The organism is Streptococcus nidrosiense, from assembly GCF_042140045.1.
Lineage (GTDB): Bacteria > Bacillota > Bacilli > Lactobacillales > Streptococcaceae > Streptococcus > Streptococcus nidrosiense.
The window spans coordinates 618,842-643,047 of sequence record NZ_CP152419.1 but is presented as its reverse complement, the minus strand read 5'-3'; the positions used below and the strand labels follow the sequence as shown (position 1 = coordinate 643,047).

Genomic DNA, 24,206 nt, shown 5'->3' with positions numbered 1-24,206 from the left:
AGGATTTTAGCTTCAGCCTACTAAACTTAGAAATTGCGCCCGGACTTGTTATAGCCATATTTTTCAACAAAATGCTCACGGAATTCCAAGAGATTGTCATCCATAATAGCCTGACGAACCTGCTTCATCAGATTGAGCAAGAAGTAGAGATTATGGTAACTTGTCAAGCGGATACCAAAGGTTTCATCAGCCTTGAGCAAGTGACGAAGGTAGGCACGGGTGTAGTTCTTACATGTGTAGCAATCGCATTCAGGATCAAGTGGGGTAAAGTCCTCAGCAAACTGGGCATTCTTGACAACCAAACGTCCTTGGCTAGTCATACAAGTTCCGTTACGAGCGATACGAGTCGGCAAGACACAGTCAAACATATCCACACCACGAATCACTCCATCAATCAAGCTATCTGGTGCCCCTACCCCCATAAGATAGCGAGGTTTGTTTTCAGGAAGGAGTTGAGTGGTGAAGTCCAAAACTGCATTCATCTCTTCGTGAGTTTCTCCAACTGCCAACCCTCCGATAGAGTATCCTGGGAAATCCATGCTGACAAGGTCATGAGCTGACTGACGACGAAGATCTTCAAATCCTGCACCTTGTACAATCCCAAACAAACCTTGGTCATGGGGACGACAATGAGCTTTTAATCCACGCTCTGCCCAACGGCTGGTACGTTCGATTGACTTCTTCACATAATCATAAGGCTGATAAAATTGAGGGCATTCATCAAAGGACATCATGATATCTGAGCCCAGATTGTTCTGGATAGAAATAGCTTTTTCAGGTGATAGAAACATTTTAGAGCCATTGAGGTGGTTCTTGAAGGTCACCCCTTCTTCAGTAATATTTCTGCTATCAGCCAATGAATATACCTGGAAGCCACCACTATCTGTCAAGATAGGCTGATCCCAGTTCATGAACTTATGAAGCCCACCTGCTTGAGCAATCAACTCATCTCCAGGACGTAGCCACAAGTGATAGGTATTAGAGAGAATAATCCCTGACCCCATCTCTTTCAATTCTTCTGGCGATTGGGTTTTGACCGTTGCTTGAGTCCCAACCGGCATAAACATAGGAGTTGGGAAGGTTCCGTGTGGCGTGATAATCTCACCCAGACGAGCTCCCGTGTGTTTTTCTTTCTTAATCAAACGATATTTGATTGGTGAATCTGACATTTTTTACCTCCGAAGCTGGGAAAGACAGTCCCAGTTCTTACTTTGTGCCCAAGGGCATACTGTATGATTCTATCAAAAAAAACAGGAACTGTCACGAACTATGGTATAATGAAAGAATGAAATACCAAAAAATTGATTTAAAAGAAGTTCGTCAACAAGCTAAACAGTTTCAAGCTGAACATCCACGTTTATTGCTTGTCTTTTTATTACCAAGCATTTTCCTGATTCTATCCAGCTTCATAAGTCCGTTATCCCTACTTGATGAGGGGATTCTTGAGCAATCATTCTTTACTTTTTTGATGAGCTTGATCCAGTCTTCACTCTTTCCTCTAGCAGTTGGATTCACAAGTTCTATTATCCTAGCTGGTGCCCTTTTTACAACTATTAATCTTTACAGAATTTCTGAGATAGAGCTTTCTTTTAAAGATAGTCTGTCCTTACTTGACAATCGCTTCTTCACCCAGACCTTTCTGACTCTCTTGCTCAAGCGTTTCTATCTCTTTTTGTGGAGCATCCCTAATCTTTTTGGAGTTTACTTGCTCTTTTACAGCAGTGCCATGGCTCGTAAATTTGTAGAACTTCATCCCGAATTTCCAGCTGTCGACGTCACCAATTCAGATATCGAACATTTTCTGCTCACTTTTGCACTCTACTTCTTTGGTAGCGTCTTTCTGATGATTTTGGGAACCATTGCCTATCTGCCGCAATACTACGCTTATTCCCAAGTAGAGCTGCTCCTTTGTGATACCCTTGCAATTGGAATTGCCAAGCCAAGTCGCGTACTCAAAACCAGTCGCTTCCTTATGAAAGGCTATAAGTTCCAACGCTTCGTACTTGATTTACAACTCCTACCATGGTATCTTCTTATCTGGATCAGCTTTGGAATTGCGAGCATCCCTTCTTTCCCTTATATCTATAGTAGTCAATTCTTCTTCTATCAAAGATTACTCGAAATCAAGCGGAGAAAAGTTTAATGTGAATGATTAAAACCAGCACCTTCTATGGAAAGTGCTGGTTGTTTTTATTTTAAGAAAAGGATACTCAAGAGTGCTAGGATTGCTGGTCCGCCTTGCTTTAGAATGATTTTTTTATCTGCTGTTAAAGCACCATAAGTCGCTGCTCCTATGACAAACAACACAAAGATTGTTACGATTTCTAAGCTATGCGAGAAATAAATCCCATACAAGAGAAACACACCCAGCAAAGCATTATAAATCCCTTGGTTTTTAAACAGTGAGGTGACAGAGGGTCGAGTCAACTCTTCCTTGTCCATATTAAAGACTCAGCTGGTTGCATCTGATTGGGTTGCCATACTCTCCAAATAAAAGATATAAAAATGTTCGAGGGCAACAAGGGGCGCTAAAATAGTAGTAATGATTGACATCGTTTTCTCCTTAAAATTCTATTTTTTCTAGACCTGACACTAGTTTCGTCAGTAAAGTTGTTAGCTCTTTCTGCTCGGCTGTCGATAAGATGCTCTCCATCTGTTCCTTCACTCGCAAATGATGTTTAGGCGGACTGACTAAGAGTTGATTCTTGGCTTCTTGGGTTAATTCAACTAAGACTTCTCGCTGATTGATTGGATTACGCTTGCGACTGACATAGCCCTCTGACTCTAGTATCTTAAAATGACGGGTCAAGGCCGCCTGGTCGATTTGCAACTTCTCCTGAACGGCAATCTGGTTGCAGGGTGACTGCTGCAGTAAAAACTGCAGGATTTGATAGCGGGTCAAACTAATTCCCAATTGTTTCTCAAAAAGTTGAGTAATGGTCTGATCTACTAAATGGAGCTGGTAGAGTAATTCATTGATTTCTGACATTTCTATTCCCTTGTTAACATTTGATTTGTCAACTATTGACTAATCAAATATAATACAAGCAGATTAAAAACTCAACTATTTTGCTCACTCCGAAAAAATAGCCTCTTGGTTTCAATCCCAAAAGGCTATTATTTCTATATTCTAGATAAAATCCAGCACTAACCTACCAAATCTGCTCGAAGGATTTCTCCCTCTTTATCAATGACAACTTCTATGGCATGGCCTGCAAAAATTTCTTCACGATCATCATAGTAGAGGGTCAATTCTCCGTCTTCGTTAATCGATAGTTCACTCAAGGAAAGTGAGTTGGTAAAATACTCTTCTGTTAACTCCACATCATTTTCATCTGAATCTATCCAGTCTTGAGCTGTTTCCCACAGTTCTTTGACAATATAGTCTTTAATCCGAGTATCTTGAACTTGGAAAGTTCCCATAAATTTCTTTAGATCATCAAAAGAACTTGGAGGGAGACTTTCATCTGCACTCGCAGCAAAGATAGCATGAATCTTACCACCTTGATAGGTGATGAAGCCTTCAAACCAAGAATAGGCTCTGTTTAAGGTGAATTCGCCAATATCGTCTTGAATGATGACCGGTTTTTGATAGGTTTCAATCAAGGTCTCTAACCTAGAGTCTGAGGATTGGTCATCTAGGTATTCCAGCAAGTGGTAGCAGTTATTAGCTACTTCTGACATATATGGCTCTAACTCCATGAAGGGGCGTTTTTGGCATTTGATATGATGAATTTTGTAGGGTTCAAAACTAAAGCCCCATCTCTTTTCTTCAAATTCCTCAGGAGTCAATACCCATTCCAAACGTCCCTCACGTTCAGAGAAGTCCTGAGTTTCAACATTGATACTAGCTTTAAAATGAACGGACGGCATTTTACAACCATCTTTTAAAGAAGCAGCCCCATTTACATTTTGGAGGGTAAAAATCAAGAGCTCAACAATTTCTCCAGTAAATTCCTGTTCAAAATCATCTCTTGTTTTCTCAAATGGAGTTTTTAATCGATTTGTCATTCACTTCATCCTTTCTCTCTATGCTTAAAAGCGTTATCTTAATTTTGTATTCGCTTACATTCTAACATGTTTTAGATTTTATTTCACTTATCAATACTATTTTACACAAAAAGAAGCTACACTTTTAAATGTATAGCTTCTTATTACTCTTAGTTCATAGATACGTGAACGTGGTCATAGTGGTTTTCTGTGATACTACCACGGTCTGGCATTGGATTCCAAGTGTAAGCCGGTCCATATTTACTTGGGTATGGTGCGTAGAAACGTTGTTTCCAGATGATGTAGCTAATGCCACGGGTCGCCATGTTCTGGATCGCATAATCTGCAATTTGGTCTCCAAGAGCTGAGCTTACTGGAACCATAAAGTCAATTGCAAGGCCTTTTCCGTGGTCTCCGCTATCTCCAGGACGGTAGCCGCTAAATGATGTGATACCAAACAAGTTAGCAATTTCTTCTTTAAAGGCAGCCGTTTGTGGTTGTAGACCTGCATTTTCTGATTTTGAAGCTGCAATACTTGCATAATCAGGTGCTGCTGGTGCTGCATAAGTCGCTGATGAACCTTGACTTGCTTCAGCTTGGTAAGTTGATGGTGTTGATTGAGTCTCTGCTACAGTTTCTGTAACAGGGGCTTCTGTTGTAGTGGTTTCTTCCACTACAGGTGTTTCTGCTACTGCTTCTTCTGCTGGTGCTGAAACTTCTGCCGTAGTTTCTGTCACTGGTTCTGCTGCTGGTACTGAGGCTTCTGTTGTAGTTTCTGCTACTGCTTCTTCAGTCACTTGTGGTGCTACTGCTTCAACTTGAGCTTCTGTTTCTTCAACTGGTTGAGTTAAATCTTCAACCTGTACAGTTTGGTCATCTACAGTGACTTGGTTGGTTGTCAAATCTGCTCTTGCAGTTGTACCTTCACCTGCCTGAGCTGTGTCAGGGGTTTGGATTTCAACTTCCGTCACTTCTTCCTCATCATTAACAGTTGTAGTAAGCACTGTCTCAGGGAAAATCAGATCAATATTGCTGATCTTGTTCAAGTTAGCAAGAACGGTCACATCCACTCCCAAAGCTTCGGCAATGGTACTTAGAGTATCTCCATACTGAATCGTATAGCTTGTTTTATTCTCATTCTTAGTAACATCGTTTTGAATTTGCTCAACACTGCGCGCTGTCCATACTAGTTCTTCTGCTTGAGTTGCCAATACAGGGGCAAAGGACAAGGCTACTGTTGATGCTAAAATAATTCTTTTCTTCATACTATCAAACTCCTTTTCAAATGTAGTACCTGTCTATCATAACACAAAGAAAATAGAAAAAAAGCCCTTTTGGGGCTATTTAACAGAACTGTACATTCGTTGTAACAAATCACATTACTTGAAATAGTTTGTTAGTTTCTTGTCATCAGGCTGACACATTCTTCTTAAAGAAAGTTCTAGAAAGAAAGCGAGCTAATGTCTTCTAAATGCTCTATCTGTTGATTACAAGCTGCAGATGAGGCAAGGAAATTGATACTCTGAATTCCACTGTTTTGAGCAAATTCTATATCCAAAGTCCGATCGCCGATATAATAAGTCTGCTGAGGATTTAATCCATACTTATCTAAAAGATAAATCGCAGCTTCTGGACTAGGCTTCCGAGCAAAGCCACTTTGATTGGTTAAAATTTCTGTGAAATAGTGGGCCAAACCCAAATTCTCCAAAATTGTAAAAGCATTGTCCCCTTTATGGGTATAAACAAACTGCTCAATTCCTTGCTGGTCTGCCCAAGCTAAGATTTCACGCGCCCCTGGCATCAGAACCACTTGAGCATTCTTCTCAGCCAAGCTCTGAGCACGAACCTGATTGAGCATGTCTGCATCCAAGCCTCTTTCTTCTCCCACCTTTTCCAACAGATCTTGAACGGAAGTTTGTAGAATAAAGGCACGAACCTCAGCCTTATCATAAGGAATGTCAAACTGGGCAAAAGTCTCTTCGATTCCTGCTAAAATAGCCTCATAAGAGTCCAATAAAGTTCCATCTAAATCCCAGATAAATCCAATTTTTTTCATATGTCATCCTTTCAAAGAGATATATTGCTTATAACGATAGTGCAGGAAGAACCATCGAAAACCATTATCCAAAAGCGTTCCTGCCCAAATACCAGGCAAGCCCCAACCAAGAACAATTCCCATCAGATACCCTGTTCCGATACGGATACACCACATTCCGATACTTGTAGCATAAAAGGGGAGGCGTGCATTTCCCAAACCCTGCCAGACAGCTGTATAAATGACTGTTCCCGTCGTCATAGGGGTTCCTAGTAGAGAGAACAGCGTCACCATAACACTGGCTTCAATAGCCACAGGATCACTAGTGTAGAGGTGGCTTAGGGGCGTTCCGAGAGCATAGATACTAAGTGTTAAGGGCAACATAAGAAAGAGGGAAAGCCAAAAAGTTTGCTTACTTAAGTTGTCTACCCTTGCCCAATCATCTTCTCCAACTGCTCGAGCCACCTGCATGACAGTTGCTGTAGCGACACCAAAGGCTGGCATATAGTTAAACTGAGTCAAGACTTCACCGATAGCATTTCCTGCGACTGCCTCAGTTCCGAAAGAAACCACCAAGGCAATAATGACTACATCACCAGCCCTCATCATGAGACGTTCTCCCGCTGCAGGTAAAGCCAAAGTCAGCAAGTCTTTATCCAGTCCAAACCTTGGTCTCGTATATGGAAGTTTTAATTGTGACCACAAAATCACAACCCCGATCAAACGAGATAGGATGGTCCCCCAAGCAACACCAGCTATGCCCATATCAAGAACAAAAATAGCGATACTTGAAAAGACAATATTTAAGGCATTGGATAAAAGACTTACATAGAGAGGAAGCCGAGGATTATGAGTGGCGCGAATCAAGGCACCCAAACTAGTCATCAAGCCCAAGAGGACGATTGTCCCACCGACCAAAGCTAGGTATAGTCCACCACTCTCAGCTACAGACGCTTCTGTCCCCAAAAGACCTATCATCTCTTGTCCTACAAAGATGGACAAGCCCCCTAAAACTAAACTCAGTAGTAGGGTAATCTTAAGTGCTTCTGTCACATGATAGGCTAGTCTAGATTGATCTTTCTGTCCCACACTTTTTGAAATGACACTGGAAATAGCCGCTCCCAAAGCAATAAAAATCGCTTGGTAAATGGTGATAATATTGCCCGCTACAGATACACCCGAAATGGCTATCAAACCTAGATGGGCTACCAGATAGCTGTCCACCATTCCCATGAGCATCTGCAAGAAATTTTCACCCATGGCTGGCAGAGCTATGTCGAGAATGTCTTTATATTTCTTAAACAATCCTTCCTCCTGATGAAAAGAAACTCAGTTAGTTTCCCAACCGAGTTTACTTCCTCTCTTTTAAAGTCCTAGATAAGATTCTACTGCAGTCTGCATCTCTGCTGCTGCAACAGTTGTCTTGTGACGAACTGGAGCTGTTTCAAGGCCATCCACTGCTGGTGGCACTGCTACTCCTGAAATTTCGTGTAATTGAGCCAAGGCTTCAAAGTCGCTAAGGCCTGATTTTCCTGTCACAGCTTCTACTGCAACGACTGGGAATTTGTAAGGACTAGCTGTTGAAGCAATCACCGTCTTAGTCACATCGCCTGTTGCTGCTTGGTATTTTTTATAAACTGCTGAAGCAACTGCTGTATGAGGGTCCTCGATATAAGAATCTGACTCGTAGACACGCTTGATTTCTGCTGCTGTTTCTGCTTCAGTCGCATACTCTGCTGCAAAGAGGTCCAAGATCTCTGTATCAAAATCTGTCAATTCATACTGACCTTGAGTGTTCAAAGCATCCATGAGTTCAGCTGTCTTAACCGCATCATTACCCAAAAGGTGGAAAATCAAGCGCTCCAAGTTTGAAGATACCAAGATATCCATAGACGGACTAGTGGTAACCTTAAACTCACGCTTCTTGTCATAGACACGAGTTTTAAAGAAGTCTGTCAAAACATTGTTGTCATTTGAAGCACAGATCAGTTTCCCAACTGGTAGACCGATTTGCTTAGCGTAAAAGGCAGCCAAGATATTTCCAAAGTTTCCTGTCGGAACGGTGAAGTTGACCTTGTCACCAGCCTTAATCTCACCAGTTTTAACAAGCTGAGCGTAAGCATACACATAATAGACAATCTGTGGTACCAAACGGCCAATATTCATAGAGTTGGCTGATGAGAACTGGAGCTTGTTAGCTGCTAATTTTTCACGAAGGGCCACATCGTTGAACATATGCTTGACGTTGGTTTGAGCATCGTCAAAGTTTCCATCGATAGCGATAACATGAGTGTTGTCCCCAGTTTGAGTGGTCATTTGCAACTCTTGTACCTTGCTGACACCATCTTTTGGATAAAAGACGATAATTTCAGTTCCAGGAACATCCGCAAATCCTGCCATAGCAGCTTTCCCAGTGTCCCCAGATGTCGCTGTCAAAATGACAATCTTGTTTTCCAAGCCATGTTTCTTAGCTGCCGTTGTCATAAAGTATGGCAAGATAGACAAGGCCATATCCTTAAAGGCAATGGTTGAACCGTGGAAAAGTTCCAAGTTGTATTGGCCATCAAGTTTGACAAGAGGAGCAATAGCTGGTGTATCAAACTTGCTGTCATAGGCGTTGGTAATACAGTAGTCCAACTCCTCTGCTGTAAAGTCATCCAAGAAAGCTGACAAGACCAGCTTAGCCACTTCTTGGTAAGAAGCATCTTTTAATGTGTCAAAATCCAAATCTACCTTTGGATAACTAACCGGAGTAAATAAGCCTCCATCTGTTGCCAAACCTTGCAAAATCGCCTGGCTGGCTGTTACGGTATTTTTTGCGTCTCGCGTTGATTGATAAACTAATGTCATAAATCTCTATCCTTTATCTATAGTCTCATCCATTATAACATGATTTTTCAGAAAATTCTTCCTTTATAAGAAAATTATAGAGTCAATTTTTCTTTCAAAGGCTCTAAATAGGTTGTTTCTTGCTGACCTCTCATTTCAAGACCTTGCTCTGCTATAGCTAGCAAATCTTTTGAGAATTGAACAATTCCAGCTGTCTCCTCATCTGAAAGCTGTTTCTGAGAAAACTGGCGTCTCAATGACTTGTAGTCACGACCAAAGTGTTCAAAGAAAGGAGCTGTCTCTAGGTAAGCTTCAAGCTTGTCTAGATTTACCAACAAACCTAGATGAAAGGCTGCTGAAGCAAAGGTTCGGTCTAGGGGTTGCGTACAAACACTACGGAATTCAACCGTCCCTCGAGTTGTTAGGTCTTGATATTGGTAACTACGGTGCGTTTGAAAATCCTTCTCTTGAGGAACAAGCAGAGTTTCTTTTCCATTTAGAGTATAGGCCGAAACTTCCTCAGTAGCTAGGTAATCTCTAGCCCGAATCGGAGAAAAATAGTAGGTTTCCCCATCTCGTTCTGCTGTAAAAATCGCAGAGCGGTCTAGATAATCAAAGAAATCATCCTCATCTTTGAAGAGTTTTGCATTGACACCAACATTCTCTGGATAAATCCCATGCATGGAAGCTTCCCAAAAAATATCCCGTGAAATCTTAGTATCCCATTCTGCTCCCGAAAACTCAGAATTGGCAAATAAGTAAGCTTTTGCTGCTTCAATCTGAGTGAAAGCATTGATAACTCGTAGGTAGTTAACAGTCGATACATCCAACTGAACTTGACTCCCACAGATAAAAGCACCGTATTGTGGAAAGTCATGCAAATCAGCTCTATCTTGGCGACTTCCCATCTGTAGGTAATCCATCAGCATCTGGTAGCGTGGATAAGCCACCGGTCGATTGTCATTGATATCCCAGTTTGGATGAATTCCCCACCCCTGGATAGCATGATCCTTTTGGCCTAGTTTTTCCTGAATGACCTTCATATAAGCTTGAAATCGTCCTTCGACCTCTTGGATTTTCTGGGCTCTACCAAAGGCAAACTCCAAGGTCGTGTAGGAAACCTCAAACAGAATCCGATCCTGACTTTTTGGTTCTACAAGTTGAATCGGATTTCCGTCCTGGTCCTCCTTTTCAACTTCCAAGCTGAGAGCATCCACCAGAAAGCGCATCAAGTCCTTACTGACTTCAATGTCTGTCGCTTGCCCATTTACATGAACGATAGGAAACTCCAACTCAATCCCAATATAGAGATCTGGATTTTCTTTTATATTTTTTAAATAACGGTTTTTCAATAACTGAACAGAAGGGGACATAGATACCTCTCACTCTAAATTCTCTTACTAGAAAGATCAATTGCTTTCTATATTATACCAAAATCCCCTCGAGAAGAAACTCAGAAAATTTGCTGAAAACCTTAAAGAGGCGATCTAAAGTCAACTTTTCTAGTATTTATAGGTATTTACTCGTCAATGCATCAATCTTACTTGTTCAATTTTCACAGTCTTATCAACCGGTTAAGCGATTACATGGTTTTTTACCTCAAAACCATTGTACTATAGTAAATATAGTGATATACTTCACATATAAGTAAATAAGAGGGCAGTTCAAATTCGACTTCACTTGAAAACCTCTCAAGCCAAGCCCCTTTTCCACTGCACCTTAACGACTAATCAAGGAGGATAGCTATGAAAGCTGTTGTTGTAAATCCAGAAGGCACTGGTGTTGCTATTGAAGAAAAAGTTCTCCGTCCACTCGAAAATGGGGAAGCTCTTGTAGAAGTTGAGTACTGTGGTGTCTGCCACACTGACCTCCACGTTGCCCATGGTGACTTTGGTAAAGTTCCAGGACGCGTTCTCGGTCACGAAGGTATCGGTATCGTCAAAGAAGTTGCTCCTGATGTAAAAAGCCTCAAAGTTGGCGACCGTGTCAGCGTAGCTTGGTTCTTTGAAGGCTGTGGTATGTGTGAATACTGTACAACCGGACGAGAAACTCTTTGCCGTTCCGTAAAAAATGCAGGCTACTCAGTTGACGGCGGTATGGCTGAACAATGTATCGTAACTGCAGATTATGCTGTTAAGGTTCCAGATGGTCTCGATCCAGCCCAAGCTTCTTCTATCACTTGTGCCGGTGTTACTACATACAAGGCTATCAAAGAAGCAAAAGTTGAACCAGGCCAATGGGTTGTCCTCTATGGTGCTGGAGGCCTTGGTAACTTGGCTGTCCAATACGCTAAAAAAGTATTCAACGCTCACGTTATCGCAGTTGATATTAACAATGATAAACTTGCCCTAGCTAAAGAAGTTGGTGCAGATATCGTGATTAACGGTCTTGAAGTCGAAGACGTTCCAGGTCTTATCAAAGAAAAAACAAACGGTGGTGCTCACTCAGCTGTCGTAACAGCTGTATCAAAAGTTGCCTTCAACCAAGCAGTTGACTCTGTTCGTGCAGGTGGTCGTGTAGTAGCTGTTGGACTCCCATCTGAAATGATGGATCTAAGCATCGTCAAAACAGTTCTTGACGGTATTCAAGTCATCGGATCCCTTGTTGGAACACGTAAAGACTTGGAAGAAGCCTTCCAATTTGGTGCTGAAGGTCTTGTTGTTCCAGTCGTTCAAAAACGCCCTGTGGAAGATGCCATTGCTGTCTTTGATGAAATGGCTGCTGGAACCATCCAAGGTCGTATGGTTCTAGACTTTACTCACTAAGATAGAAATTAAGCAAAGAATCGAGGTCGGGACAGAAAATCCCACCTCGTTTTTTTGTAATAAAATTTTGACACGACAACTAATTGGACTTGGGGCATTTTTTAGACGCCCAAGAGCACTACTGACGTAAACTTCCTAGTCCCTCTGCTTTTTTATATTAAATTTTTTTACCATTTTATAGATGATTTTATAAAAAATTGATATATCAATATTTGTAAAAATGAAAATTTGAGATTTTTTTCACTCTTTATTATAATTAGTTGCTTTTTTTCTGAAATCGATTTATACTTAAGGAGTCTTAAAGTTTTCTTAAACTACAAGTCAAACATTTTATAAGGAGGAATGACAATAATGAGTATCGGAATCATTATTGCGAGCCACGGTGAATTTGCTGCGGGTATTCATCAGTCAGGATCTATGATCTTTGGTGAACAAGAAAAGGTTCAAGTTGTAACCTTTATGCCAAACGAAGGTCCAGATGATTTATACGCCAAGTTCAACAATGCTGTGGCTGCATTTGACGCAGAAGATGAGGTTCTAGTCTTGGCTGACCTTTGGAGTGGTTCTCCATTTAACCAAGCTAGCCGCGTAATGGGAGAAAACCCTGAGCGTAAATTTGCCATCATCACAGGACTTAACTTGCCGATGTTGATTCAAGCCTACACAGAGCGCCTTATGGATGCTAATGCTGGAGTGGATAAAGTCGCTGCGAACATCATTAAAGAAGCCAAAGATGGCATCAAGGCTCTTCCAGAAGAGCTAAACCCAGCTGAGGAAGTTACAACTGCTGCAGCTGCTCCTGTAGCCCAAGCTGCTATTCCAGAAGGAACAGTTATCGGAGACGGTAAATTGAAAATCAATCTTGCTCGTCTTGACACACGTCTTCTTCATGGACAAGTCGCAACTGCTTGGACACCAGATTCAAAAGCTAACCGTATCATCGTTGCTTCAGATAACGTTGCAAACGACGATCTTCGTAAAGAGTTGATCAAACAAGCTGCTCCTAACGGAGTAAAAGCTAACGTTGTACCAATCAAAAAATTGATTGAGGTTGCAAAAGATCCTCGTTTTGGTGAAACACACGCCCTTATCTTGTTTGAAACACCTCAAGATGCCCTTCGTGCTATCGAAGGCGGTGTGCCAATCAAGACTCTTAACGTTGGTTCAATGGCTCACTCAACTGGTAAAACAATGGTCAATAACGTATTGTCAATGGACAAAGACGACGTTGCTACATTTGAAAAAATGCGCGACCTTGGCGTTGAATTTGATGTACGTAAAGTACCAAACGACACTAAAAAAGATTTGTTTGACTTGATTAGCAAAGCTAACGTTCAATAATTAAAACTAAATAGAAAAGGAATAAAACCATGTCAGATATTTCATTCATTTCTGCTATCTTGGTTGTAGTTGTTGCCTTCTTCGCAGGTCTTGAAGGTATCCTCGACCAATTCCAATTCCATCAACCAATCGTAGCATGTACCCTTATCGGTCTTGTAACTGGTAACCTCGAAGCAGGGGTTATGCTTGGTGGATCACTTCAAATGATCGCCCTTGGTTGGGCTAACATCGGAGCTGCCGTAGCTCCTGACGCTGCCCTTGCCTCTGTTGCTGCTGCAATCATCATGATCAAAGGTGGTAACTTTACTACTGAAGGTATCGCAGTCGCAACTGCAACTGCAATCCCTCTTGCCGTAGCTGGACTTTTCTTGACTATGATCGTTCGTACAATCTCAGTTGGTTTGGTTCACACTGCTGACGCTGCTGCTAAAGAAGGAAACATTGCTGCTGTTGAACGCGCTCACTACTTTGCCCTTGCTCTTCAAGGTCTACGTATTGCTATCCCAGCTGCACTCTTGCTTGCAATGCCAACTGAAGCCGTTCAAGGCGTATTGGAACTTATGCCAGAATGGCTTAAAGGTGGTATGGCTGTCGGTGGTGCTATGGTCGTTGCCGTTGGTTACGCTTTGGTTATCAACATGATGGCTACTCGTGAAGTATGGCCATTCTTCGCTATCGGTTTTGCTCTTGCAGCAATCTCTCAATTGACTTTGATTGCCCTTGGTGTCATCGGTGTTGCCCTTGCCTTCATCTACCTCAACCTTTCTAAACAAGGTGGAAACGGAGGAGGAGGAGCTGCAACTTCTAACGATCCAATCGGTGATATCCTAGAAGACTACTAGAAAGGGGAACAATCATGGCTGAAAAAATTCAATTATCAAAATCAGATCGCCAAAAAGTTTGGTGGCGTTCACAATTCCTTCAAGGTTCTTGGAACTACGAACGTATGCAAAACTTGGGTTGGGCTTACTCTTTGATCCCAGCTATCAAGAAACTTTACACTAAAAAAGAAGACCAAGCTGCTGCTCTTGAACGTCACCTTGAGTTCTTCAACACTCACCCATACGTAGCTGCTCCAATCATGGGGGTTACTCTTGCACTTGAAGAAGAACGCGCAAACGGTACTGATATCGATGACGCTGCTATCCAAGGTGTTAAGATTGGTATGATGGGACCTCTTGCTGGTATCGGTGACCCAGTCTTCTGGTTTACAGTACGTCCTATCCTCGGTGCCCTTGGTGCATCACTTGCTGCGACTGGTAATATCGTCGGACCACTTCTCTTCTTCTTTGGATGGAATGCAATCCGTATGTCTTTCCTTTGGTATACACAAGAGTTTGGTTACAAGGCTGGATCTGAAATCACTAAAGACATGTCAGGTGGTATCTTGAAAGACATCACTAAAGGAGCTTCTATCCTTGGTATGTTCATCCTTGCCGTTCTTGTACAACGTTGGGTGTCAATCAACTTCACTATCAACCTTCCGGGTAAACAATTGTCAGAAGGTGCCTACATCGTCTTCCCAGAAGGTCCTGTTACAGGTGGAGAATTGAAGGGAATCCTCGGCCAAGCACTTAGCGGATTGAGCTTGGATAGCGTTCAACCACAAACCCTTCAAGGACAGTTGAACTCATTGATCCCAGGATTGATGGGACTTCTCCTTACTTTCCTTTGCATGTGGTTGCTTAAGAAAAAAGTATCTCCAATCACAATCATTCTTGCCCTCTTTGTAGTTGGTATCGCAGCTCGTTTCTTCGGTATCATGTAATCTCGGTGAGAATTTACAAACAAAAAAAGAATCAGGTTTATCACCTGATTCTTTTGGCTCTTTGTCAAATAGTGTTGATGAAGAACCTAATGAAAAAAGAATCCAACAAAAATTGGACTACCTGTCTCCGGTTGGATACCGAAGACGGTAGCCCTAGGGTGTTTTTATTAAATTCTCACTTTTTGGGGTCAGTCCCTAAGCCTGATAGTAATTTTTTGTTCATACTATTCCCCTTTAGTCATTTACTACTTTAAGTTGCATTGCTTTAGCTACTTCTTCTGCCTTTGATCCCTTAGGTGTATGGATTTCTACATCTGGGTTACAGTTATCCACAAAATAGAAGTATTCTGTAATTTCTGTTACACTTGCTGGAATTGTAATAGATTTAATTGATGATGTCCCCCAGAATACTAATGTTCCAATACTCTTTGTTCCTTCTGGGAATACAACTGATTCTAATGAACTGTCAGAGTTGAAAACATCATCTTCTACTGTTTCTATTGACTTACCAAAGTGGACATACTTTAACTTATTGTCAATCGTAAACGCACCTTTTCCAATATATCGTACTGTATCTGGTAAAACGATTGCCTCACAATGTTTCAAGTTCGCAAGACCACGTTCTCCAATTGCGATAACAGGTTTACCTTTAATTTCCTTTGGTACACGAACAACCTTATCGTCAGAAGTACAACTATAGATGACATAACCTTCTTCCCATAAATATACGCATGTTAATATATTAATATCTTTAAGGATTTATAACTATAGTTCCTTAATTTTCCCAGTAAAAAAACGAAAGGCACCACAAGTTATTTATGTGTTTTCTTTAAACGATTCATGTACTTCTGTCGCAACTTCTCACCCGCCTTTAATTGCGGTTGCGATAGATTGAGGACCTAAATATGCATCCCCTGTTATTAGTTCATTTCTATTGTATTCTGATGTTGACCGAAAGTCAAATTTTTACCTTTCATCTAGAACACTAAAGTCTACTTTTGTTCAATTGCTGCAACGACAAGGTCACATGGAATAATATGTTCACTACCTGCCACTTCATGCGTTGATCTTCTTCCACTTTCATCTGATTCACCAAGTTCCATTGTAATAACCTTTACACCAGTTACTTTCCCACTCTCATCACGCAATACTTCTTTAATATTCTCTAAGAAATGGAATGTAACACCTTCATTGTGTGCATCTTTGATTTGTAGTGTAGCTTCTAGTATATTGTTCATATGGTCATCATTCTTTTGTTTTAGGTTTCAGCGCTTTTAATATAATGGATGTTGGCCTTTTTGTATACACTAAAATAGGGTTGGTGGAAAATTTCCATCAACCCTAAAAATTATAGAACCACACAAAACCCTGACCAGAGATGGCCAGGGTTTTGTATTTCAAAAATTATTCTGTAAATTCTATAGTTACTTTTACTTCAGAATCCATTGAAGAAAATATTGTTTTATAATAATTGATTGCAGATTCTTTAATTTCACTCTTAAATTTATCTAAATACTCTGCTTGTTTATCACTAGAAAGTTGGTTAGCGACCAATTTCCCAGTATCAATATCTTCTGTAGTTCCACTTAATAACTCTCCATGACTATCATATAAATCATAAGGATTATCTTTTGAAAGTTCAACACCAATTACTTCCAATTTTGGAACAATAACCTTATATTCTTTTTCGCTTATTTGTTCAACCTTTACACTACTTTTAATTCCAAATTTAGCTTTATAATTTAAAATTACTAATGCTGCTTTTTTAGAGAACGGCACATCAAACCCAAAAACTTGAGTTGTTTTTGTTTCAGAAATAATTTCATTAATTCCCGCATTCAAAAATACAACTTCATTCACTTTTTCAATACTTTCGATATTAATTGACGATTTGACTTCTGATTTATGTTCCTTAGGTAAGAAAAATAGCACTCCAATAGCTATAATAGCTATTAATACCACATTCAATAGTACACTAAACATATTAACTTTCTTCTTTAATATAGACAAGATAAAAAAACCTCACTTTAAATAATCTATCTAAATTTTACACATTCTAAAGAAAATAGTCAATATTTTTTCGTACTATCTTCTAAAATTAATTGTGCCTATTAAAAATGAAATTAGTTTGTTGCATTTGATTATATTTTTTGAACACCAAATCCATTTAAAATTGAGTGCTATTTTGAGCACTAAAAAAGGGCTCTTTGTCAAATAGTGTTGATGAAGAAATTTAGGAAGGGATTAAGCAACTAATTGTTGCTTAATTCCTTTTTGTTTTGGGCCAAACATTTTTGTTATTAAAATAATCCTATTTCTAAAATGGTAATAGTTTCTAAAGCCGTAGGCATTTCTTTTAAGCACTTTTATTTTATTGTTTATTCCTTCAATAGGGCCATTTGTTCTAGTTGGATACTCACAAGTATTTTGAATATATGGCAAGTAAGTCATAAGAGTCTTTAATACTCTTTTTAAACCAGGAGATAGGTCTAATTGCGTAGCTGCTTCAATCGTTTCCTTGAATTCTATATAATCTCTATCCTGTATACATTCACGAAGTGAATGTACAACCTCATAATCATTTTTAAGAGATGGATTTTTTTCTAAGATATAATCTACGATTCCTTTACTTGTTATGAAGCTTTCAAAAAGCTTATAACGATTATATTTATAGTTCTGAAGTTCATTAGAGTTCTTTAAAATTAACTTCCAATAATGTTTTAACTTTCGATATAATTTAGAGTCTTTATAGCGATGCTTATTCATGACACGTACCCGAGTTCGATTTAATTCTCTATTTAAGGCTTGTACGATATGAAAAGGATCAATGATAATTTTAGCGTTAGGAAACATTTCTTTTATTAATTGAATGTACGGTAAGTACATGTCGATGGAGATAGTTTTTACCTTTAATCTAGTCTTAGGCTCAAAACGATGAAAATACTTTTTCAAGCTGTAAGATTTTCTATCTCGTACAACATCGACCAGCTTGTGTGTAGTGCTATCACAAATAATGAAGCTCATATTACTATCGGAAGATTTGACGGATTTAAATTCATCAAAACACAAATGCTCAGGTAAATCGTGTAATGGTTTAATCTTTAGTAAACGTGTTGTATCATCTATGATACGTCTTACCGTATGAACTGAAACATTTGTTTCTTTTGCGATATAGGTTTCAGATACTGTTTCACTTATTTTTGATTTAATTTCGTTTTTTAAGCGTTTAGAGATATGACAGTGTTTTTCTACGATTCGACTAGTGTCTGCGGTAAATGAAGAGCCGCATTCTCTACAGAGAAATCTCTGCTTGCGTAGATTTAAGTAGGCCGCTAGGCCTGAAACAGAACAGAGAGTGATACGAGATGTTTTCGTGCCGTTTTTAACGATATTATTATTTCGGCTAACACACCCACAAACGGTACAAAATTCTGGTTTATGCGTATAAGTAGCTGCATAAAATAAAGATTTTCTCTTTTTAAATATCTTCTCTTGAACTTTATTATCCCAAATAATGTTTTTATCTTTGATTTGTAGTGTAGCTTCTAGTATATTGTTCATATGGTCATCATCCTTTTGTTTTAGGTTTCAGCGCTTTTAATATAATGGATGTTGGCCTTTTTGTATACACTAAAATAGGGTTGGTGGAAAATTTCCATCAACCCTAAAAATTATAGAACCGTTCTTTTTATATCTCATTTATTCAGCCAAGGCACCCATTGGATCCCATGGTGCAAGGACGATTGGTTCTGCTTCATAGGCAGCTTGTTCTTCTGCTGTTAGTAATTCTTTACGAACAACGATTTGGTAAGTGTATTCGTCCATCCAGGCATCTGAGGCAACAAAGTAACCATCTGTCCCAACCTTGTCTCCCCAAGAGTTTTCAACTTTCCACTTGATTGATTTACCATTTTCATCCAAATCAACACCTGTCAAGACCATGGCGTGAGTCATCAAGCTCTCGCTGTAGTCCAAACGTCCTGCCTTGTCTTGAGTGAGTTGAATGTCCATGCTTGATTCAAAGTCATAGACATCTGTCGCAAGGATTCCGGCTTTACGGTTGCTGAGCTGGCCAACATCTGAACCAAACCAAACAGTTTCTCCTGTCTGCATTTGGGCAATCGCCAATTCTTTCAAGCGTTCCATCGGTACGTTAATGTAACGAACTGCAAGGCTACCAACCACATTTCCCAACATCTCAACTGTATAAGATTTACCGTAAGGTTTATCAGCAGTTGGAGCATTGATCACAGAAACATAGTCTTCTAGTGGAAGGTCAACGTATTTCTTGTAAAATTCTTGTGGAGTGATGCCTTTTTCGCTTTGGTAGTTGTTGTCCTTATCACGATAAGCAAAGTCAAATTTACGTGGTGGAAGACCTAGTGACATAGCAAGGAAGTTAAAGATTTCTTGCAAGAGGTCTTCTTTCTTAGCTTGAACAGTCGCTTGGTCTGCACCAGAAGCGAGCAAGTCACGCAAGATTTGAGCATCTTGACGAAGCAATTTGTTAAGAATTGCATTGAGCTCACGGCTGTTGCTAGATGAAACTGACTCAGGATAAACAGACTTGGGAACGACACCGTATTTCTCAAAGAGGGCAACCACCATATCCCACTGTCCACCGTCTTGTTGAGGGGTTTGAAGTAGGAAGCTAACCTTGCGGCTTGTCAATTCTTGGTCTGCAGTCGCAATGACTTGCTCCAAGAACCAGTTTGATTTTTCATACTTGTCCCAGAAGAAGGTGTGGGCTTGTGACAATTCAAAGTTTTCAAGTTTGTATTGAGAGATGAGTTTGTGACGGAAAGTGTTGAGGGCCGCAAACATCCAGCAACGACCAGAAGCCTTCTGGTTAGTGACCTTGTCCTTTGTCAAATCAAGTGAGAAAACAGGTGTGTTATCTACATGGCTTTGACGACGCTCAAGGGCTGAAAAAATTCCATTGTGGCTGGCAGCATTTTCGATAGCTTGGTATTTGACATTTGCTTCATAATTAGCAAATAATTTATCTGTAAATGATTCTTGAATCGCGTTCATAAAATCCTCCTTTTATTCTACAGTCTATTATAACTCTTTTCACAAAGGAAGCAACCAAAAACTGAAAAAGGTAAGGATATTTTCCTCACCTTTTTCAAAGATTACACAGTTTACCCAACACTTTCGAGCAAACCTTCTAATTCCTCTTTGGTCAAGCGACGCCATTCCCCACGCTTCAGATTTTCATCCAAGGTCAAAGTTCCCATGGTCAGACGTTGCAAGTCCACGACTTCCTTACCGCAGTATGCCACCATACGCTTGACCTGATGAAACTTCCCTTCTGCAATGGTCACACGGATTTGGCTTTGATTCTTTTCTGTATCTATGGTTACAAGCTCCAGTCTAGCAGGTTGGCAGGTAAAGTCTTTCAGCGGAATCCCCTGAGCAAATTTCTCTACATCCTCTTGGGTCATGATTCCCTTGACCTGTGCCAGATAAGTCTTATCCACATGACGTTTAGGAGAAAGAAGAGCATGAGCTAACTTGCCATCATTGGTCAAGAGTAAGAGTCCATGCGTATCAATGTCCAAACGCCCCACTGGGAAAACTTCCTTTGAACGAGCTAAATCATCCAACAAATCCAAAACAGTCTTGTGTTTAGGATCTTCAGTTGCTGAAATAACACCCTGGGGCTTGTTCATCATATAGTAAACAAACTCCTCGTAGTCTAACTTTTGCCCATCAAAACAAATCTCGTCTGTGTCTTCATTGACTTGCAGCTTGGCAGATTTTTCCTTTTTGCCATTGACCGTCACGCGCCCAGCCTTTAGAAAGTTTTTGACCTCTGTCCGACTTCCTACGGCGCAGGCAACCAAATATTTATCTAATCTCATAAAGATATTATACCATGAAAAATCTTAATCTTATACTCTTCGAAAATCTCTTCAAACCACGTCATCGTCCCCTTGCCGTACTCAAGTACAGCCTGCGGCTAGCTTCCTAGTTTGCTCTTTGATTTTCATTGAGTATTAGTACAAAAATAAGCCGCCTGATTGGGCGACTTGATTTTTTATAGGGAGATTATTATGAAAAATTTTTAGGAGTTAAAGTTAAGTTCTCCTTAACTTATGCTTATAGTATAAACTAGATTCCTAAAAGTTTTCTTAAAATTTTCTCCTCAAACTTAAATTTCTTTAAATCTTCACTGTTAAAATCAAACGTTCTAGCAATACAGTTAACGATTAGTTAAAAGTTAAAACCATAAAGAGGAGCAACAACACAAATAGTGATATGCTAACAAGCAAGGTTAAGACTTTAACAAGCGTATTGCTTTGCCAATAGCTTGGCTTTCCGATATTACTAGTAGCATCCATAGAAAAGATTTGAGTTTGCCTTGGTTGAATGGTTACAAGAATAATTAAGAAAATAGCTAGTATAATGGTTAAAATTATCAATAATTCAGTCATTTAACTACCTCAAAAGTCCTATCAAGGTAAATAATAAACCTATCAAAATAACTAACCCCAACAAGAAGGAGAAAGTTTTACTAATCTTTTCACCACGTGTAGCTTTTTCTTTTTTGATGGGTTGTTGTTTCATCTCTTCCATACGACCTTCAACATCCTCATAAAATAAATCTTTTTTAGTCATGGCTTTCTCCTAAAATCGTTTGCATCCTATCTTGGTATGTAATTGGATCTACATAATTAGCATAATATCCTTGCTTACCTAGCGCCTGTCCCATCTCTGTAACGTTAGAAAGAGCTAACTCAATGGTTTGAATCATGTCATCAACTGATTCCTTAGCGAAAATATGATTTGGGGCAATATAGCGACGATTATGCGCTGTTTCTTCAAAGGCTAGAATCAGTTGGTTGTTCTCAAAGGCCTGGCGAACAGCCTGGAGAAGTTCATTACCGTAGTTGATATCCAAATAGATATCTGATAACTGATAAAGCTCCTGAATCTTTTGGGGACTGGCATTTTGATAGAGTACGACATTGGGGTAGCGGATCATATCCAGTAACTTGGTCGACATTTCTGTTACTGCTGCGATTCGGAAAGTAACCTTTGGCAGACTTTCCACTAGCTTTTCGACTTGCTCTAGTTGATCCGAATTGGTCACTATCAAGGCATCAGGACGAACAAAATTATCGCGCTTAAAGTGATAATGATAACCCAAGTGACTAAACTTATGATGGAATTTTTCATCCGTCAATTGCAGAGCGCGTTCATAAGTCGCATAATCTGGAATGATAATGGTCTTAGCTCGAAGTTGATCATTCTCCAAGATCAGTTGCATATTTCCTGGTATATCATTATGCAATGGTTCTTGCCAAACCAGGATATCCTGACCTGATTTTTCTGGAAAATGGAAGGAAGTCAAAAACGATGTAGATAGGGTATTAAAGAGAATATGGTCAAGATTCACCCTCAAACCTTGCAAGAAGTCTATGATAAAGGCCACTCGACCAGAAAAATGGCGCAATCCTTGACCTTCCAAGGTCAAAAGAATATCACCTGTGACATGGTTTTCCAAAATAACTTCTTTTTGATCTACGTTCCGATAAGAAGTCATAATAGCTTGACCAGATCCATCAAAGGTAGTCTTAGCAAAGCAAACTCCAAAACGATTGTAGTGATCTACTTGAAAGATTCGGCCTGCTGGTGTTTTCCATTCGACTTTTTTCACCAAACGAGCCTGTAAGCCATCTGCAAAATGAATCACTGCTCGTTCTTGATTGAGGTCATTGATGGTCCCAAATTGATTATTCCCTGCAATCTCCCAAAAATCTGGAACGGGAACTTGGTTAAAGTACAAGGGTTTACCACTGTCATACCCCAAATAATAGGTGAAAGGTGAGACAACTCCATCTGGTAAAAATCCATCGGGTTCAATAACCACAGCCAAATCAGACAGTCCTGCTTCAGTCAGACTATAGTGCAAATCTTGGCTTTCTTGATTGTATACATCAAATAACTGAATCATCCACTACCTCCTTGATTGTATTTTCCCATTTGTTCAAAATCTCTTGAGTCAAGAATTTCTCAGCAATCTGGTAGGATTTTTCTCTCATACTTCCCAAACGATTTTCCAAATACAATTGGCAGATTTTTTCTGCATAAGCTTTCTTGATTTCATCTTCTACATGGTCAAATGAGCTTGGAATCAAGTAACCATTTTCGCCATCTTCGATGAAGGTTTGATTTCCATAAGGAACATCAAAACCAATCAATGGCAAGCCAGAACCAATTGCTTCCATGAGTGTCAAACCAAATCCTTCACTTGTAGAAGCGGTTAGATAAACTTCATACTGTGAATAGATTTGAGAAAGTTCTGCATGGCCCTTGAGTTTAATATACTCTTCTGCCTGACCTGCAGCAATAATCTCATGTAGACGTCCTTCTTCGCCACCACTACCGTAGATATCAAAGGTTAATTCTGGCAATTCCTTATGAGCCTCAATCACAGCCTTGACAAGCCAGTCAATATGCTTTTCCTTGGCTAGACGCGAAGCTGTAATGAGAGAAAATGGTTTCCGACTCTTTTGTGGTTTTATTAATTGGTCAACACTTCCAACTGGAATGGTCACAATCTTAGGAGCATGTGTGGTATAGTGAGCAAACTGTTGCTCTAAAACTTCCTTTTGACGATCCGTTGAAACGATAAAAAGATCGACCTTATCTGCATTGGTAAACTGGTAATCATAATAGTTGTTCCAAAGGATATAATCATCATTGGTCGCATTTTCACTGTAATGCTCCGCATGAACAACTACCGCTAGATGCGCCGCCTGCGCTTCCTCAAAGACCACCTGCCCAATACCTGTCTCACGATCTAAAATCACTAGATCTGATTTACTTAACTGAAGTGTCTGCATGAAGTAACGGAGCAAGGCAGGCTTCCCGTATAAAATGCGATCCTTGAAACGGTAGACTTCCTCAGTCCCTTGATTCATGAACATCTCATAAGCTGGAGTCCCATCTTCATTGTAGAAGGTTCTTTGGTAGAGATTCGCTGCATTGTCTTTAGGAGCAAAATACTCTGTGCAGTAGCGTGTATATGAGAAGTAATCCTTGCGGATCAATTTGCCAGCATACACATACTCCACATGTTGGACAAAATCTTTTTCCTCATCTACCAAATAACAAGTGATAAACTTGTCTTCATCTGAGAAGAAGATTCGTTCAATTTTCCCGTTTCTTTCACGACGGCTTTCTACACCTTCAAAATAAGCCAAAACATCATCTACAGTCACACTGGTCGGTGCAATCTTGATGTCTGTGAAGTGAGTGTAAAGCCAGATGATCTGATCATCATCAAAACCGATATTTGCGGTTAAATGCTGGATATTATCGCCCAAAATCATGTCTGTAAAGATAAACTTCGACGGCAGATTCAGGCTGCGAAAAATACCCGCACGATAAGCTTGGGCATATTCAACACCACTGCTGGCCCAACCAATTCCTAAATTTATATTGTAAATTGTCATATTGTCCCCTT

The 24,206-nt window shown here is 40.0% G+C and carries 23 protein-coding genes and 1 pseudogene; 5 read left to right on the top strand and 19 right to left on the bottom strand.

Features of this window, described 5'->3' with window-relative positions; all coding sequences use genetic code 11:
• Positions 1 to 26: 26 nt before the first annotated feature.
• Complete coding sequence (tgt, locus tag AAFQ93_RS03130; protein ID WP_375555574.1) at positions 27 to 1,169, bottom strand: tRNA guanosine(34) transglycosylase Tgt; 1,143 nt, start codon at positions 1,167 to 1,169, stop codon at positions 27 to 29.
• Positions 1,170 to 1,285: 116 nt separating this feature from the next.
• Between tgt and AAFQ93_RS03125 the strand changes: the two genes are divergently transcribed.
• Positions 1,286 to 2,143, top strand: a complete 858-nt coding sequence (locus AAFQ93_RS03125; protein WP_070458777.1) for a DUF975 family protein — start codon at positions 1,286 to 1,288, stop codon at positions 2,141 to 2,143.
• 47 nt (positions 2,144 to 2,190) lie between these two features.
• On the opposite strand, the pseudogene AAFQ93_RS03120 reads toward AAFQ93_RS03125, so the two are convergent.
• The 8 genes and pseudogenes from AAFQ93_RS03120 to AAFQ93_RS03085 all read right to left on the bottom strand — a co-directional run bounded on the left by AAFQ93_RS03120 (position 2,191) and on the right by AAFQ93_RS03085 (position 10,227).
• Positions 2,191 to 2,553 (bottom strand): annotated as a pseudogene (locus AAFQ93_RS03120) (DUF1304 domain-containing protein).
• Between the two features lie 10 nt (positions 2,554 to 2,563).
• Positions 2,564 to 2,989 (bottom strand): MarR family winged helix-turn-helix transcriptional regulator, encoded by a 426-nt coding sequence (locus AAFQ93_RS03115; RefSeq protein WP_375555572.1) that lies wholly within the window; start codon positions 2,987 to 2,989, stop codon positions 2,564 to 2,566.
• 158 nt (positions 2,990 to 3,147) lie between these two features.
• A complete protein-coding gene (locus AAFQ93_RS03110) occupies positions 3,148 to 4,011 on the bottom strand; it encodes a DUF2262 domain-containing protein (protein ID WP_375555571.1) in 864 nt (287 codons plus the stop codon).
• A 149-nt stretch (positions 4,012 to 4,160) separates the two neighbouring features.
• On the bottom strand, positions 4,161 to 5,255 hold the full coding sequence (locus tag AAFQ93_RS03105; RefSeq protein WP_375555570.1) for a LysM peptidoglycan-binding domain-containing protein: 1,095 nt from the start codon (positions 5,253 to 5,255) through the stop codon (positions 4,161 to 4,163).
• A 176-nt stretch (positions 5,256 to 5,431) separates the two neighbouring features.
• Positions 5,432 to 6,046: an HAD-IA family hydrolase gene (locus AAFQ93_RS03100; protein ID WP_375555569.1), complete on the bottom strand. Its 615-nt coding sequence runs from the start codon at positions 6,044 to 6,046 to the stop codon at positions 5,432 to 5,434.
• A gap of 3 nt (positions 6,047 to 6,049) precedes the next feature.
• A complete protein-coding gene (locus tag AAFQ93_RS03095; RefSeq protein WP_375555568.1) occupies positions 6,050 to 7,330 on the bottom strand; it encodes an MATE family efflux transporter in 1,281 nt (426 codons plus the stop codon).
• A gap of 60 nt (positions 7,331 to 7,390) precedes the next feature.
• Positions 7,391 to 8,875 (bottom strand): threonine synthase, encoded by a 1,485-nt coding sequence (gene thrC / locus AAFQ93_RS03090; protein WP_223140489.1) that lies wholly within the window; start codon positions 8,873 to 8,875, stop codon positions 7,391 to 7,393.
• 74 nt (positions 8,876 to 8,949) lie between these two features.
• Positions 8,950 to 10,227 (bottom strand): glutamyl-tRNA synthetase, encoded by a 1,278-nt coding sequence (locus AAFQ93_RS03085; protein WP_045763032.1) that lies wholly within the window; start codon positions 10,225 to 10,227, stop codon positions 8,950 to 8,952.
• A gap of 372 nt (positions 10,228 to 10,599) precedes the next feature.
• On the opposite strand from AAFQ93_RS03085, the gene adhP reads away from it, so the two are divergent.
• From adhP to AAFQ93_RS03065, 4 genes are all read left to right on the top strand, one after another.
• A complete protein-coding gene (gene adhP / locus AAFQ93_RS03080) occupies positions 10,600 to 11,619 on the top strand; it encodes an alcohol dehydrogenase AdhP (protein WP_223140488.1) in 1,020 nt (339 codons plus the stop codon).
• 351 nt (positions 11,620 to 11,970) lie between these two features.
• Entirely contained in the window at positions 11,971 to 12,960 is a 990-nt protein-coding gene (locus tag AAFQ93_RS03075; RefSeq protein ID WP_070458794.1) for a PTS sugar transporter subunit IIB, read from the top strand.
• A gap of 29 nt (positions 12,961 to 12,989) precedes the next feature.
• The gene (locus AAFQ93_RS03070) at positions 12,990 to 13,802 is read left to right on the top strand and encodes a PTS mannose/fructose/sorbose transporter subunit IIC (RefSeq protein WP_001280303.1); all 813 of its coding nucleotides are present in this window, start codon (positions 12,990 to 12,992) and stop codon (positions 13,800 to 13,802) included.
• Between the two features lie 14 nt (positions 13,803 to 13,816).
• A complete protein-coding gene (locus AAFQ93_RS03065) occupies positions 13,817 to 14,728 on the top strand; it encodes a PTS system mannose/fructose/sorbose family transporter subunit IID (RefSeq protein WP_000818311.1) in 912 nt (303 codons plus the stop codon).
• Between the two features lie 234 nt (positions 14,729 to 14,962).
• Here the strand turns inward: AAFQ93_RS03065 and AAFQ93_RS03060 are convergent, their stop codons facing one another.
• From AAFQ93_RS03060 to gtfA, 10 genes are all read right to left on the bottom strand, one after another.
• On the bottom strand, positions 14,963 to 15,358 hold the full coding sequence (locus AAFQ93_RS03060; RefSeq protein WP_075230488.1) for a leucine-rich repeat domain-containing protein: 396 nt from the start codon (positions 15,356 to 15,358) through the stop codon (positions 14,963 to 14,965).
• A gap of 362 nt (positions 15,359 to 15,720) precedes the next feature.
• The gene (locus AAFQ93_RS03055; protein WP_004238875.1) at positions 15,721 to 15,966 is read right to left on the bottom strand and encodes a hypothetical protein; all 246 of its coding nucleotides are present in this window, start codon (positions 15,964 to 15,966) and stop codon (positions 15,721 to 15,723) included.
• A 166-nt stretch (positions 15,967 to 16,132) separates the two neighbouring features.
• Positions 16,133 to 16,711, bottom strand: coding sequence for a DUF4230 domain-containing protein (locus AAFQ93_RS03050; protein WP_000493216.1), 579 nt, complete (start codon positions 16,709 to 16,711; stop codon positions 16,133 to 16,135).
• Between the two features lie 261 nt (positions 16,712 to 16,972).
• A complete protein-coding gene (locus AAFQ93_RS03045) occupies positions 16,973 to 18,289 on the bottom strand; it encodes an ISL3 family transposase (RefSeq protein WP_001059646.1) in 1,317 nt (438 codons plus the stop codon).
• Positions 18,290 to 18,427: 138 nt separating this feature from the next.
• A complete protein-coding gene (gene pepC, locus AAFQ93_RS03040) occupies positions 18,428 to 19,762 on the bottom strand; it encodes an aminopeptidase C (protein ID WP_375555567.1) in 1,335 nt (444 codons plus the stop codon).
• A 110-nt stretch (positions 19,763 to 19,872) separates the two neighbouring features.
• A complete protein-coding gene (locus tag AAFQ93_RS03035) occupies positions 19,873 to 20,595 on the bottom strand; it encodes a pseudouridine synthase (RefSeq protein WP_301560172.1) in 723 nt (240 codons plus the stop codon).
• A 348-nt stretch (positions 20,596 to 20,943) separates the two neighbouring features.
• Positions 20,944 to 21,168, bottom strand: coding sequence for an accessory secretory protein Asp5 (locus AAFQ93_RS03030; protein ID WP_375555566.1), 225 nt, complete (start codon positions 21,166 to 21,168; stop codon positions 20,944 to 20,946).
• Between the two features lie 4 nt (positions 21,169 to 21,172).
• Positions 21,173 to 21,352, bottom strand: coding sequence for an accessory secretory system protein Asp4 (gene asp4, locus AAFQ93_RS03025; protein WP_045763912.1), 180 nt, complete (start codon positions 21,350 to 21,352; stop codon positions 21,173 to 21,175).
• Positions 21,345 to 22,691, bottom strand: coding sequence for an accessory Sec system glycosylation chaperone GtfB (gtfB, locus tag AAFQ93_RS03020; RefSeq protein ID WP_375555565.1), 1,347 nt, complete (start codon positions 22,689 to 22,691; stop codon positions 21,345 to 21,347). Before gtfB ends, asp4 begins: the two co-directional genes overlap by 8 nt.
• Complete coding sequence (gene gtfA / locus AAFQ93_RS03015) at positions 22,675 to 24,195, bottom strand: accessory Sec system glycosyltransferase GtfA (protein WP_223140483.1); 1,521 nt, start codon at positions 24,193 to 24,195, stop codon at positions 22,675 to 22,677. The genes gtfB and gtfA overlap by 17 nt, the downstream gene beginning before the upstream one ends.
• Positions 24,196 to 24,206: the final 11 nt, after the last annotated feature.